The 13,683-nt window shown below is 66.9% G+C and carries 10 protein-coding genes and 1 pseudogene; 9 read left to right on the top strand and 2 right to left on the bottom strand.

Annotated features, from left to right (window positions below):
• Nucleotides 1-375 precede the first annotated feature (375 nt).
• The 5 genes and pseudogenes from K8O92_27000 (at nucleotide 376) to K8O92_26980 (ending at nucleotide 3,984) form a co-directional block, all read left to right on the top strand.
• A pseudogene (locus K8O92_27000) lies at nucleotides 376-586 on the top strand (IS1380 family transposase).
• A gap of 453 nt (nucleotides 587-1,039) precedes the next feature.
• Nucleotides 1,040-3,196: an MMPL family transporter gene (locus tag K8O92_26995; protein ID UAK31408.1), complete on the top strand. Its 2,157-nt coding sequence runs from the start codon at nucleotides 1,040-1,042 to the stop codon at nucleotides 3,194-3,196.
• An 86-nt stretch (nucleotides 3,197-3,282) separates the two neighbouring features.
• Nucleotides 3,283-3,552 (top strand): metal-sensitive transcriptional regulator, encoded by a 270-nt coding sequence (locus tag K8O92_26990; protein UAK35972.1) that lies wholly within the window; start codon nucleotides 3,283-3,285, stop codon nucleotides 3,550-3,552.
• A 31-nt stretch (nucleotides 3,553-3,583) separates the two neighbouring features.
• Nucleotides 3,584-3,832 (top strand): DUF2892 domain-containing protein, encoded by a 249-nt coding sequence (locus tag K8O92_26985; protein ID UAK31407.1) that lies wholly within the window; start codon nucleotides 3,584-3,586, stop codon nucleotides 3,830-3,832.
• Complete coding sequence (locus K8O92_26980; protein UAK31406.1) at nucleotides 3,829-3,984, top strand: hypothetical protein; 156 nt, start codon at nucleotides 3,829-3,831, stop codon at nucleotides 3,982-3,984. Before K8O92_26985 ends, K8O92_26980 begins: the two co-directional genes overlap by 4 nt.
• On the opposite strand, the gene K8O92_26975 is transcribed toward K8O92_26980, so the two are convergent.
• Nucleotides 3,973-4,125: a hypothetical protein gene (locus K8O92_26975; protein ID UAK31405.1), complete on the bottom strand. Its 153-nt coding sequence runs from the start codon at nucleotides 4,123-4,125 to the stop codon at nucleotides 3,973-3,975. The two genes, K8O92_26980 and K8O92_26975, sit on opposite strands and share 12 nt — an antisense overlap.
• Before the next feature lie 265 nt (nucleotides 4,126-4,390).
• Nucleotides 4,391-6,757: a cadmium-translocating P-type ATPase gene (gene cadA, locus K8O92_26970; GenBank protein ID UAK35971.1), complete on the bottom strand. Its 2,367-nt coding sequence runs from the start codon at nucleotides 6,755-6,757 to the stop codon at nucleotides 4,391-4,393.
• A 439-nt stretch (nucleotides 6,758-7,196) separates the two neighbouring features.
• Here cadA and K8O92_26965 point away from each other — a divergent pair, with 439 nt between their 5' ends.
• From K8O92_26965 to K8O92_26950, 4 genes are all read left to right on the top strand, one after another.
• The gene (locus K8O92_26965; GenBank protein UAK31404.1) at nucleotides 7,197-7,526 is read left to right on the top strand and encodes a metalloregulator ArsR/SmtB family transcription factor; all 330 of its coding nucleotides are present in this window, start codon (nucleotides 7,197-7,199) and stop codon (nucleotides 7,524-7,526) included.
• Nucleotides 7,527-7,619: 93 nt separating this feature from the next.
• Entirely contained in the window at nucleotides 7,620-9,452 is a 1,833-nt protein-coding gene (locus K8O92_26960; protein UAK31403.1) for a phosphoenolpyruvate carboxykinase (GTP), read from the top strand.
• Entirely contained in the window at nucleotides 9,449-11,107 is a 1,659-nt protein-coding gene (locus tag K8O92_26955; protein UAK31402.1) for an STAS domain-containing protein, read from the top strand. Before K8O92_26960 ends, K8O92_26955 begins: the two co-directional genes overlap by 4 nt.
• Before the next feature lie 464 nt (nucleotides 11,108-11,571).
• Nucleotides 11,572-13,584 carry an erythromycin esterase family protein gene (locus K8O92_26950; protein UAK31401.1) on the top strand — a complete coding sequence of 671 codons (2,013 nt, stop codon included), beginning with the start codon at nucleotides 11,572-11,574 and terminating at the stop codon, nucleotides 13,582-13,584.
• Nucleotides 13,585-13,683: the final 99 nt, after the last annotated feature.

Raw genomic sequence — 13,683 nt, 5'->3', positions numbered from 1 at the left:
CGAAGACACTGCCGTCCTGACCCACCTGCGCGGTGATGTCGTCGAAGCGCTCATGACGATCACCGGCGAACCCCATCCACTTGCCAGGAGCAGACGGCCTCAGGGCTCGCCGAATCGGTAACCGAGCTTGTTCGCAGGCTGCGGGAGAATCACCTCTGATGGATCATGTCGATCGCTCGTCGCAGCGTCACTGGTGCTTGCCCACGAGAGATTCGCGGTGCCGAAGTGCCTGTCGCTAACCGCTCGGCTCGGGTTGGCATACCCGGAACTCAATCTGCTCGAGTTTGTTTGCTCTACCAACGCACGCTCAAGGGATACATTGCGCGCGGCCTATTTCGTAGTGGATGAGCCGTCGCGGCAACAACTGAGCGTGTCGACAAGGGCGCGAACGCTGGGGTTAAGGTCGCATCGCTGGCGGTGGATGGTCTGCGGTGCCGACTCGATCGATGACATGACGCTGCCGCGGCACGGCGTGATGGGGCGGGTCTTCGCCCGGGCCTCCGCGCCATCCACGTTGGATCGTTCCTGCGGCCGTTCACCTTCGGCCACGTCCGTCAGCTCCGACGCGGTCGCCTGCCGGTTCCTGACTGCAACAAACTTCGGTCCGGTGGAGCTTCGGAGAAGACGTTCCGCTATTCATCACCCGGCTGCTCGAGGACGAGCCGGTGACGTTGGACGGGAATGGCGGGCCCGTCCGCAACCATCAATCAGCATGGCGAGTATCGAGTAGGCGACCATCGCCTCATGCGGCATGGCCGCTTCAGCCTGGCCCGACCGGTATGCCAGCCCGGCCGGATGAGGGCTCAACGGCCATCTGACGGTCGGCGGATCTGGGGATGGCACTCCTGACCATCGGGCGTGGTCAACAGCGACCGTTTCCGAAATCAGCCGATCCGCGGCGCGATCGAAGTTCCACCGGCACCGCTCTCGTGGCCCCCAGATGCGCCCGCCTGTGGGGAGCCACCTTTTCTTCTAATACCCCCTGGGGTATCTTAGTACTTGAATCTGCATACCCCAGGGGGTATACAAGGAGGAACTCATGACCGACTCGTTGGTTGTTTCACCTGCTCGGGACACCTCACCGCCGGAGAACTCTGGCGTGCTGGGCAGGCTCGGTGCCGCGATGGCTGGGCGTGCCCGGATTGTGTTCGGTGTGTGGTTGCTGTTGCTGATCGCGCTCGGCGCGGCCGCGCCGAGCGTGTTCACATCGCTGGCCGGGGCCGGATGGCAGGCCAACGGATCGGAATCGGTGCGGGTGCGCGAGTTGGCACAGCAGCATTTCGGTGGCGCTTCTTCGGCAGCTGTGCAGGTGGTGGTCCATTCCGACGCCGCGACGATCGATAGTCCACGAGTCCAGCGGGTCCTCAGCGAGATCGCCGAGGTCTTCGCAGGTGATGCGCGCTTCGGCGCGGTGGTAGGGCCCCAGCCGGGGATGTCGATCAGTCCGGACGGGCATACCGGAGTTCTCATCGCGGGCGCGAACGCCTCCACCGATGACATGGTCAAGGCGGTCGATGAGCACAAGGATGCGCTGACCGCGTTGTCCAGCGATGGGATCGAGGTCTACCCCACCGGCGCGTCGGCGTTGTGGAGTGATTTCAACAAGGCCAACCACGACGCCATGATCAAGGCTGAACTGTTCTCCTGGCCGGTGACGCTCGCAATCATGGTGCTCGCGTTCGGGTCGCTGGTTGCGGCCGGACTACCACTCCTGCTCACCCTGGCGGGACTGGTGGCCTCCGCCGGTGGGCTGGTGCTGCTCAACCACATCACGCCGATCTCGGTGTGGGCGATGAACTTCGCCATGATGTTCGCCCTAGCGCTCGGCATCGACTACGCACTGTTCATCGTCGCCCGATTCCGCGACGCGCTCACCACCGCCCCGAACGCCAAGGCCGCGGTCGCCGAGACGATGGACACCGCGGGCAAAGCGGTTGCGCTGTCCGGGCTGACAGTCTTGGTCAGCTTGTCGGCGGTGCTCATCGTGCCGGCGCCCGCGGTGCGGACGATGGCGGTTGGGATCATGTTCGCCGTGGCGTTCGTGCTGGCGGCAACCATGACGCTGCTGCCCGCGGCACTCGGAGCTCTCGGTCGCAGGATCAACGCCGGTTCGCTGCCGCATGCCAAGCGCCAGCAGCACCGTTCACCGCGGTTCGCAGCATGGGGGCTGCTGCTGCACACGCATCCGTGGCCATACGCGATCGGCGCGGTCATCGTACTGATCGCCTTATCGATCCCGGTGTCCGGACTGAAGGTGGCTATGCCCTCGATCCAGGTCGTCCCCTCCGACGCCCCGGTGCGCCAAGGCTACGAACTGGTTCAGGCCCAGATGGGCGAGGGCGCGCCGGGCATGCTGCAGATCATCACCCTGGCCACCCAATCCGCGCAGGCCGCGCAGGCCGCCGCCACCGTCGGCGGCATCATGATGGTCACCCCTCCCCAGCCCGCCCTCGACGACAGCGGTCTGGTGATGATGCAGGCGCTGCCCGATGTCGACCCATCGGACCCGCGCATGGGTGAGATCCTCGATGATCTGCGCGACGACTTGCCCGCAGACGCCGTGGTCGGCGGGGCACCCGCGGAAAACCTCGACCTGCAGCAAGCCCTCGACGACTACTTCCCAATTATCGTGGCGATCGTCCTGGTCCTCGGATTCGCACTGCTGCTGATCGCACTGCAAGCGCCGCTGATCGCCGCGCTCGGCACTCTAGTCAGCCTGCTGTCGACCGCCGCCGCCTTCGGCGTCGCGAAACTGATCTTCCAGGACGGACACGGCGCCGGTCTGCTCGACTTCACCCCACAAGGCTTCCTGGACGGGTGGGGACCAGTGTTCTTCTTCGCGATGATCTTCGCGATCGCGATGGACTACACGGTGTTCCTCCTGGCCACCGCCAAAGAACACTATGAACGCTCCGGCGACCCGGAAACCGCCCAGATCGACGGACTCGCCCACTCCGGACGGGTGATCTTCGCCGCCGCCGCGGTCATGGTGGCTGTGTTCTTCACTTTCGCCCTCGCCGAACCGCTGCCCCCGAAAGAGATGGGAATCATCCTCGGCGTCGCCGTCCTGCTCGACGCGGCCGCTGTGCGGCTGGTGCTGTTGCCGGTCCTGCTGCGCCTGACCGGGCACAACGCCTGGTGGTCACCCCGCTGGCTTCGCAAGCTATTGCCCGCGATCAGTTTCGCCCATCGCTGACCGGTGTCCCCGGGCTCCGACCGATCGAGCCCGGGGATACCCCCATGGGTATATTGGCTGAGGAACTCGATGAAAGGGAACACGCCATGGTCGGCAACGAGGAAACGATCGCCCTGGTACTCAACCGGCTGCGCCGTGCACACGGCCAACTCGCCGGAGTGATCTCCATGATCGAGCAAGGCCGCGACTGCAAAGACGTCGTCACCCAACTCGCGGCCGTCTCCCGTGCCCTCGACCGGGCCGGATTCAAGATCGTCGCCACCGGACTGCGCGAATGCCTCACCGGAGACACCCCGGATGGTTCCGAGCCGATGACCGAAGCCGAACTGGAGAAGCTGTTCCTCACTCTCGCCTGAACAGCACCCCGACGGATTGAAGGACATGCACATGCGGCAAGTATCTCGACATCACGGCTGGTCCATCGCACGCGTCGTGCCGCTGCTGGCAGGTACGTTCGTGCTGATCAGTGCGCTACTGGCCGCGATGTTCTCGCCATGGTGGCTGATCTTCACCGGGTTGGTCGGCGCGAACCTGCTTCTCTACAGCGCCGTCGGATGGTGTCCGGTGACATTGCTGCTGCGGCGGCTCGGTGTTCCCGCCGGGCCGGCCGACTACTGCCCGACACTCCGAACGTGACCTCTCGTGACCGCGCCCGGACCGAGGAGAAAGCGGATCACGCCACGAACCTCGAGCTCGCCACGATCCTCTACGCGACCAGTCTCGAAAAGCCGTCGATCTGGCCCGAAACGCCATATCCGAACAGGCATTCGGCGCGCTCACCGGCCTGACACGACCTGGAGGAAGGCCAGGAATCCGCACTCGAATACCGGTCGGCACACACCGTCGACCGCAGCCAGCTGGTCCGCGCCCTTGCCGAGCGCGAAATCAACGCCCGCGCACTGGACGAGAACCAGGCGAAACCCGGACACGTCCAGAGCTTGACCATGCACCGTTCCAAAAGGAGTTCTCCCCGGTGATCCTCACCGGCATCGATGAAGCCCACGTCCCTGCGAAAGCCGTTCTGCACGGTGTGCCCGAGGAAGAACTGAACGAGGCGCGACTGCGGGAACGGACACTGCTCTCCGTCGCGGCCAACGGAATTTCTCGGGGGGACGATCGACCTCGCCGGCTGATCGAGCGCCTACCGCAGCCGCGCGCGGGATCAGGTACCTGCGCCCGCTCCAGGTGACGGCGTCATCGCCGCAGGGGTTCGTGGGGGTGAGGCTGCTGAGAGGCCGGAATGTTCTCGGGTTGGTCGTCGTCGGTGAGGGTGAAATAGTTCTCCTCCTCCTGCAGGAAGTGCAGCTGCAGCAAGGTGTGCAGGCCGTAGAGGCAGGCGAGTAGGTCGTCGATCTGGTCGCCGGTGATGGCGCCCGCGGCGTGGGCGCGTTCGAGGTGGGCGCCGACGCGGGTGGTGAGCCGCTGGATCTCGGCGTGGGCGCGGCTCATCGTCGCGGTGGCCTCGGTGCTGCCGAGCGGGCCGGCCAGCGCCGGGTAGAGCAGGGTTTCCTCGGCGCGTTCGTGGGGCAGCAGATCGGTCACCAGGAAGCGGTTGGCGTCCTCGACAGCGGCCAGGGCCGCGGGATCGTTGGCGGTGGCGAGCCGGTCAGCGGCGGTACGCAACAGCGTGAGCATCTCACGCAGAGTCTCGTGTTCACCCGCGAAGCGGTGCAGCAATTCCTCTGTCGCCGCGGCCACTTCGGTGCGAGCGGCTGGACTGCCCCGTAGCGCTCGCAGCGCGTTGAGGATCACCGCCACATCGATGACCTCTTGCAGCAGTGCACCAGTGGCGGGCGGGAGCAGCCCGGCGGCGGCCACGATCATCGCCAGCAGTGACAGGCTCATCCCGACCACGGCGCTTTGCACGGCGATACGGCGCGACCAGCGGGCGGTGTCCATGGCGTCGGCGAGCCGGTCGAGCCGGTCGGTGGTGAGCACGATGTCGGCGGCCTCCGAAGAAGCGGTGGACCCGCGTGCGCCCATCGCCACACCGACAGTCGCGGCCGCCAAGGCGGGAGCATCGTTGACACCGTCACCGACCATGACCGTCACCGCGCGCTCGCGTTCGCCGCGCACCGCGGCGACCTTGTCGGCGGGACTCTGCCCCGCGTACACCTCGTCGAGGCCGAGCACGGCGGCGACCTCGCGGGCCGGTTCGAGGCGATCGCCGGTGAGCATCACCAGCCGGTTCAACCCCGCCTCGCGCAGTCTGCGGATCGTTCGCGGCGCGTGCCGCCGCAACGGATCGCGCAGCAGAACCGCCCCGAGAAGCTCCTCGTCGACGACGATCCACGCGATCGCCGCGGAGTCCAAGCGCGCTCGGCTGTCCACCGCACGCGCCCACTCGGATCCCGTCGCCGAATCAGGCAGTTTGCCCACCTCGACGCGGTGGCCCTCGACGATGCCGGAGATGCCGCGGCCAGGCTGTTCTTTGACAGCGGTGGGCAGCGACAGCGCCGCGTCGCGAGCCAGCGCCTCGGTAACGATCGCCTCGGCCAGCACATGAGGCGACAGTTGGTCAACCGACGCGGCCAGCCGCAATGCCTCGGCCGCGTCCTGGCCAGGGGCGGCGATCACCTCGACTACCGCGGGCCGGCCCGCGGTGAGCGTTCCGGTCTTGTCCATGACAAGTGTGGTCGCGTGGCCGAGGTTCTCCAGCGCACCGCCGCTGCGGATCACGACCCCCTGGCGGGAGGCCCGCGACAGCCCCGACACGATAGCCACCGGCGCGGCCAACAACAGCGGACACGGGGTGGCCACGACGAGGACCGCGACCGCGCGCACCGCCGACCCGCTCAACAGCCACGCCGCCCCGGCCACGAGCAGCGTCAAGGGCAGAAACCAGGCCGCGTACCTGTCGGCCAACCGGATCACGGGGGCGTTCTCGGCGCCGGCTTCTCGAGCCAGCCGCACGATTCCGGCGTAGGTGCTGTCCGCCGCGGTCGCGGTCGCACGGATTTCGAAGGAGGCGCCGGCATTCACGACACCGCTGCGCACCGGTTCGCTGATCCCCCGCTCGACCTGCAACGGCTCGCCGGTGAGCACCGATTCGTCCAGTACGGCCACTGTGTCGAGCACCCGCCCGTCGACCGGCACCACCTCGCCGGGCGCCACCAAAAGCACGTCATCGACGGCGACCTCGTCCAACGCGATCACGTTCACCTCGGCGCCGACACGGCGGCGTGCCGAACGCGGTGCATGCTCGAGCAGAGACCTCAGATCGTGCGACGCGCGTCGCTCGGCCGCCGCGTCCAGTGCGCGACCGGTCGCCAACATCACAGCGATCAGCGCACCAGCGAGATACTCGTGCACCAGCAAGGTGCCCACCAGCGACAACACCGCGATCAAATCCACCCCGACCCGACCCCGCAGCAGCGTGGTGACCATCCACCACACCGCAGGCACGACCGCCACCACCGTGGCCGCGATCCAGCAACCCTCAGCGACTTCCCGCAGCCCGAGTAGCCAGAACACCAGTCCGGACATCAGGGCGGCCACCGTCGCCGACACCAGCACCGGCCCCACCCACACAGCGGCCCGTCCGGACCACTGCTCGATCATCGAATTCGTTCCGGACACGCCCGCTCCTTCCCGAACAGCTCCTTCCGACGAGCGGATTCGTCTCAGGAAAACCGACCCGGGCACCTCCTGAACAGGGCCGCAATTCCCGAATGCGGAGGCCGTTCGCCCCGGGGAGGCGCACCGCAGCGAATCCCAGCAGCCGTGACTCGGCCAGCATGGCCAGGGCCCGCGACGACTGCATCATCACGGAAGCCACGACGCACTGTTCGTCGTCACCGGATCACATGGGTGGGCGCATTCTCTCGACTGAGGTGCGGCCGCTCGATCGTGGTGCTGACCGCGACGAGACCGCGTGCAGCGAGGAGGTCCTGGTCCGAGGACGGTCCCCCGAATTGCCAAAAGCATTGTTTGCTAAACTCTGCAAATAAGGCGGTGGATACCGATACCGCTTCGCCGGGAACCGGAGGGAGTGGTGGCGATGCCAGGACTGCAGCGGCCGCTCTATCAGATGAAGGCCGACTTCTTCAGAACACTCGGGCATCCGGTGCGGGTGCGCGTGCTCGAGCTACTCAGTCAGCGTGAGCACGCAGTTTCGGAGATGTTGACCGAGATCGGGATAGAGGCGGCCAACTTGTCCCAGCAGTTGTCGATCCTCCGGCGCGCCGGACTGGTGACCGCTCGCCGTGAAGGCCTCTCGGTGACCTACGAATTGACCACTCCCGAGGTCGCCGAGCTTCTAGCGGTCGCACGGGCCATTCTCACCGGCGTAGTCGCCGGTCAGGTCGAAGCCCTGGAAGAACCCGCCTGACCTCGCCATTTATAAGAATGCCGCTTCCGCTCGGTAGCTGATTGCAATTTTTCTAAACTAAAAACCTAGCAGTTTTCGAAGGAGCGATTCGTCGTGACCAGCCACCTGGACGTTGCCGAGAGCGCGCAGGCACCGACCGAGCATGAGGGCATCCTGACGTGGGTCGCCGAAGTCGCGGAGTTGACCGCACCCGATCGCATCGTTTTCTGCGACGGCTCTAGAGGAGAGTGGGACCGACTCACGGGGCTGCTGGTCGAGAAGGGCACCTTCGTGCCGCTTGCGGCAAAGCCGAACTCCTTCTGGTGCGTGTCCGATCCCGACGATGTGGCGCGGGTGGAAGACCGCACCTTCATCTGCTCGGAAGATCGCGAGGACGCCGGCCCGACCAACAACTGGGTCGATCCGCTGGACATGCGCACGGTGATGACCGAGCACTACCGCGGGGCCATGGCGGGACGGACGATGTATGTGATCGCGTTCTGCATGGGACCGTTGGATGCCGAAGATCCGAAATACGGTGTGCAGGCCACCGATTCGGAGTATGTGGCGGTGGCGATGCAAATCATGACCCGCTCCGGCACACCCGTGTGGGACAAACTCAGCGACGGGACGGGCTTCGTGAAGTGCCTGCACTCGGTGGGCGCTCCACTGGGAGAAGGCCAGGTGGATGTGCCGTGGCCGTGCGATTCGACCAAGTACATCTCACATTTCCCGGAACGCCGGGAGATCTGGAGTTACGGCTCCGGCTACGGCGGTAACGCGCTTTTGGGCAAGAAGTGTTTCGCGCTGCGGATCGCCTCGGTGCTCGGCCGTGACGAGGGGTGGCTGGCCGAGCACATGCTGATCCTCAAACTCACCACACCGCAGGGAAAGATCCACTACATCGCGGCCGCCTTCCCGTCCTCGTGCGGTAAGACCAACCTCGCCATGCTCGAACCCGCCCTGCCCGGCTGGACTGCGGAGACGATCGGCGACGACATCGCCTGGATGCGCTTCGGCGCCGACGGCCGGTTGTACGCGGTGAACCCGGAGGCGGGGTTCTTCGGCGTCGCCCCGGGAACCGGCGAGCAGACCAACCCGAACGCGATCGCTACGATCGATGCCGGTAATTCGATCTTCACCAACACCGCGCGCACGGACGCCGGTGACGTGTGGTGGGAGGGCTTGACCGACGCTCCGCCCGGGCACCTCATCGACTGGCACGGCCAGGACTGGACCCCTGAGTCGGGAACCCCTGCCGCGCATCCGAACTCCCGCTACTGCACCCCGATCGAGCAGTGCCCGTCGGTGGCGGCGGAGTGGAACGACCCGGCTGGGGTGCCGATCTCGGCCATCTTCTTCGGCGGCCGCCGCAAGACGACAGTCCCGCTGGTGACTGAGACCTTCGACTGGGAACACGGGGTGTTCACCGCGTCGGTGCTGTCGTCGGAGACCACCGCGGCGGCGGCTGGAGCGGTGGGTGTGGTGCGGCGGGATCCGATGGCGATGCTGCCGTTCCTCGGCTACCACGTCGGCGACTACTTTGCGCACTGGCTGAAAATCGGCGCCGACGCCGATCCCGCGAAGCTGCCGAAGATATTCCAGGTCAACTGGTTCCGACGTGGCGCCGACGGCAGCTTCCTGTGGCCCGGCTTCGGCGACAACATGCGTGTACTCGAGTGGGCCCTCCAGCGCCTGGACGGTGCCGCCGACGCCGTGGAGACACCGATCGGGTTCGTGCCCACTGCGGACGCCCTGGACCTGACCGGCCTGTCGGAGCGAGCCCGGAGACTGGCTACCGCGGCGCTGGCCGTCGACATCGACGAGTGGGTGGCCGAGACCACGTCGATCGACGAGTGGTACGCCACCATCGGCGGCAATCGGCTGCCCGACCGGCTGCGTGCGCAGTTGGCCGCGCTGAAGATGCGTCTGGCCAGGGCGCTGTGAACGCGCTCGCATTACTGCCGCGCTGGTCGGACTGGCAAGCCGCGCTGCGCGCGCCCGGCGCGGACCTACTGTCGGGTCTGATCGTGGCGCTGGTGGCGCTGCCGCTCGCGCTCGGCTTCGGAATCTCCTCCGGGTTGGGCGCGGCCGCTGGACTGGCGACCGCCGTCGTCGCGGGCGCGACCGCTGCGGTGTTCGGCGGCTCCCGCTTCCAAGTGTCCGGACCCACGGGCGCGATGACGGTGGTCTTGGTGCCGATCGTCGGCCAGCACGGCGCCGGCGGGGTGTTCGCCGTAGGGCTGCTCGCCGGTCTCGTACTCGTAGTGCTCGCAATTGCCGGGGTCGGGCGGGCCGTACGCTACATGCCGGCCCCGGTGATCGAGGGCTTCACCGCCGGCATCGCGGTGGTCATCGCGCTGCAGCAGGTCCCGTCAGCGCTGCGGATCGAGCACGCCGAGGGCGAGAAGGTGTGGCAGTCGGCATTCGACGCGGTGTGTCAATACATTTCGCACCCGCACCACCTGACACTGGCGACCGCACTGGTGGTAGCCGCGGTAGTCCTGGCCGGTGGCCGGTATCTGCCGAAGCTGCCGTTCGCGCTGATCGCTGTGGCCGCAGCCACCGTCGCAGTGCGGGTGTTCGATCTCGACTTGACCCCGATCGGGCAGATCCCAACCGGATTGCCGGCTCCCTCCATAGGATTCGTGCACCTCGACCAGCTCGGGTCATTGATCGCGCCTGCACTGGCAGTGGCGGCGCTCGCCGCACTGGAATCACTGCTGTCGGCGACCGCCGCCGACGCGATGGCCGTGGGCACCCGTCACGACCCCGATCGTGAACTGCTCGGCCAAGGGGTGGCCAACATCGCCGCCCCGATGTTCGGTGGTGTGCCCGCCACCGGCGCGATCGCCCGCACCGCGGTCAACGTCCGCTCCGGCGCGCGCACCCGGCTCGCGGCGCTGACCCACGCCGCCGTGCTGGCCGCGATCATCTACCTGGCCGCACCCATGGTGGCGGAAATCCCACTGGCAGCCCTGGCGGGAGTCCTGCTGGCGACGACCGTCCGGATGGTGGAGACCGCGTCGCTGACCGCGATCGCCCGTGCCTCGCGCGGCGACGCGATCATCATGGCGATCACCTTCGGCGTCACCGTCGCCCTCGACCTGGTGACCGCGGTCGCCGTCGGCGTCGGCATCGCCATCGTGCTCGCTCTTCGGTCGGTCGCGAAAGAAGCCCGGCTACAGCAGGTCCCACTCGGGATGCCAGCCGACGCCACCGACCATCTGGCCGAGGAACACGACCTGCTGCACGACCATATCGTGGCCTACCGCATCGAGGGGCCTTTGTTCTTCGCCGCCGCTCACCGGTTCCTGCTGGAACTGGCCGAAGTGTCCGACGTGCACGTGGTCATCCTTCGCATGTCCGGAATCACCGCCTTGGACACCACCGGCGCGCTGGTGCTGAAAGACGCGATCGGCAAACTCGAACACCGCGACATCACCGTCCTGATGTCCGGTCTGCGCGCGGATCATCGTCGCCGCCTCGCCACGATCGGCGCCTTGCCCACCGGCGGCGACGCGCAAATCTTCGAGCACACCCCCGAGGCCATCGCCCACGCCCGCAGATGTGCGCCGAACCCTGCCGGACAAACCACGTGAGTTCCCCGATCCGCTCCAGCACACCGGCGCCGTTGGTGTTCCCACACCCGGAGGAACCAAGGACGCGCTAGTTGTCGGGAAGAGGATGTGGGGACAGCGAAACGGATCGTGAAGTGTTTCCGTGCCTCGCGGCATCCTCGTCCCGAGAGACTCCAGCCGTCTCCCCAGGACGCCCGGCGTGCCGCGATCATCGAAGACCTCCTTCCACACCCCAGTGTTCTTCGCCATCTCGCACTGGGCAGATCTGATCGTCGCCGAGTGGAGCGCCGTTGGTCTTGCGATTCCGGCTTGTGGCATGAGCGTCCGCCGCACCGGTGACCATGGTCCATTCGGCGCGGGCAGGATGCCTCTCACTCAGTGGCCTGCTCACGCGCAAGCTTGTGGGTATGCGCGCCCGGGACGTGTCCTGGCGATCTGCGCGATCCCGGAGCGCCCCGGACGCCATCCGCTGAGAGGAGCACGTCATGGCATCGGCGCCGATCACCCGTGACGAACCCCAACCGATCTTCCGCGACCGCCGCGAGGCCGGTCGCGTCCTCGCCGGACTGCTCCAGCATTACCGGGGTAATCCTGACGTCGTCGTACTCGGTCTCGCTCGCGGCGGTGTCCCGGTCGCCTGGGAGGTCGCCGCCGCACTCGGCGCCCCGCTCGACACGCTGATCGTGCGCAAGCTCGGCGCACCGGGGAATCCCGAATACGCGATCGGCGCGCTGGCCAGCGGCGGCCGGATCGTGGTGAACGACGACCTTATCCGAGGTATGCGCCTGACCGCCGAACAGGTGCGTGACATCGCCCGTGACGAGGCACGGGAGTTGATGCGGCGGGAGGCCGCCTACCGCGGCGGCCGCCGACCGATGGACGTGGCGGGCCGCACCGTGATCCTCGTCGACGACGGCTTGGCCACCGGCGCGAGTATGTTCGCCGCGGTACAGTCGATCGCCGCGGGCGAGCCGAAGCGCATCGTGGTAGCCGTTCCGGCGGCGCCGGAATCGACCTGCCGGGAGTTCGAGGCGTTGGTCGACGAAATGGTATGCGCGAGCATGCCCTCTCCCTTCCTCGCGGTCGGCGACTCATTCTGGAACTTCGCCCAGGTAACCGACGGACAGGTCCGGGAACTACTCGCGACTTCCCCGGCAGAGGCCTCGACCACCATGACCGACCCTGTCGAGACGGCACGCAGGGCAGCGATCGCGGCTCCCGCAGGCGTGCCATCCGAAGAAGCCTTGGAGGATCTCGTCGGCGACGCACAATTCGTGCTCATCGGCGAGAGTTCGCACGGCACCCACGAGTTCTACTCCGCCCGAGCAGCGATCACCCGCTGGCTCATCACCGCGAAAGGTTTCACCGGCGTCGCGGCCGAAGCGGACTGGCCCGATGCTCACCGGGTCGACCGATACGTCCACGGGCTCGGGACGGACGAATCGGCGGCCCACGCGCTGAGCGGCTTCGAACGGTTCCCCGTATGGATGTGGCGAAACACAGTGGTCCAGGAATTCGTTTCCTGGCTGCGCCGGCACAACGACGAACAACGTCATGGGGGTGCAGCGCTCACCGGCTTCTACGGCCTCGACCTGTACAGCATGCATCGCTCCGTGCGGCAGGTCATCTCCTACCTCGAGGCGGTGGATCCCGCTGCGGCCGAACGCGCGCGACGGCGCTACAGTTGTTTCGACCGCACCTCGGAAAACGACGGCCAAGCCTACGGTTTCGCCGCCGCGTTCGGCGCGGGCGAGTCCTGTCAAGCCGAAGTCTTACGCCAACTCGTCGACCTCCAGCGCAGCGCCGCCGGACATCTCGAGGCACACGATGGTGAGGCACTCTTCGACGCTCTGCGCAATGCTTGTACGGTGCGGGACGCGGAGGCGTACTACCGCGCCATGTTCGGCGACCGCGTCTCATCGTGGAATCTGCGGGACGAGCACATGGCCGACACGCTCGACGCTCTGTCCGACCACCTCGACCGTCCGGGCGCTCCGGCACGAATCGTGGTATGGGCGCACAATTCGCACGTCGGAGACGCCCGTGCGACCGAACTGGCCGCCGAGGGCCAGCTCTCCCTCGGGCAGTTGGTCCGCGAAAGGCATCCGAACGCATGCCGCATCATCGGATTCACCACCTGCCGCGGCACGGTCACCGCGGCTAGCGAATGGGACGGCCCCGCCGAGCACAAACTCGTACGCATGTCCCTGCCCAGCAGCGCCGAGGAGCTCATGCACGACACCGGCATCCCGTCCTTCATGCTTCGCACCGACTCGCCCGGCGCCGCGGAGTTGCTTCGGCATCCGCGCCTCGAACGCGCCATCGGCGTCATCTATCAGCCCGGCACCGAACGCAGAAGCCACTACTTCCACACCCGCCTCGGTGAGAGATACGACGCGGTCGTCCATATCGACAACACCACCGCCGTCGAGCCTTTGGACCCGGGTGAGCACCGCGTCACCGACGCCACTCCGGAAACGTATCCCACTGGACTCTGAGGCTGCTCCCGGCTCGTGTCGACCGCCTGGGCCCAACGTCACCTGTGCCGGTGACCTTGGCATCTCACTACTGACGTCCGGTTCGCGCGACGATTCTTT

Origin of the sequence: Nocardia asteroides (genome assembly GCA_019930625.1) — a bacterium.
In the GTDB taxonomy this organism is placed as follows: Bacteria; Actinomycetota; Actinomycetes; order Mycobacteriales; family Mycobacteriaceae; genus Nocardia; species Nocardia sputi.
The sequence above is the reverse complement of the archived record's forward strand: the minus strand, read 5'-3'. Positions and strand labels throughout refer to the sequence as shown.

Excerpts from the sequence above, each read along its gene's own strand:
- K8O92_26995 (UAK31408.1), top strand. The coding sequence starts at position 1,040 with ATGACCGACTCGTTGGTTGTTTCACCTGCTCGGGACACCTCACCGCCG.
- K8O92_26990 (UAK35972.1), top strand. The coding sequence starts at position 3,283 with ATGGTCGGCAACGAGGAAACGATCGCCCTGGTACTCAACCGGCTGCGC.
- K8O92_26985 (UAK31407.1), top strand. The coding sequence starts at position 3,584 with ATGCGGCAAGTATCTCGACATCACGGCTGGTCCATCGCACGCGTCGTG.
- cadA (UAK35971.1), bottom strand. The coding sequence starts at position 6,757 with ATGATCGAGCAGTGGTCCGGACGGGCCGCTGTGTGGGTGGGGCCGGTG.
- K8O92_26965 (UAK31404.1), top strand. The coding sequence starts at position 7,197 with ATGCCAGGACTGCAGCGGCCGCTCTATCAGATGAAGGCCGACTTCTTC.
- K8O92_26950 (UAK31401.1), top strand. The coding sequence starts at position 11,572 with ATGGCATCGGCGCCGATCACCCGTGACGAACCCCAACCGATCTTCCGC.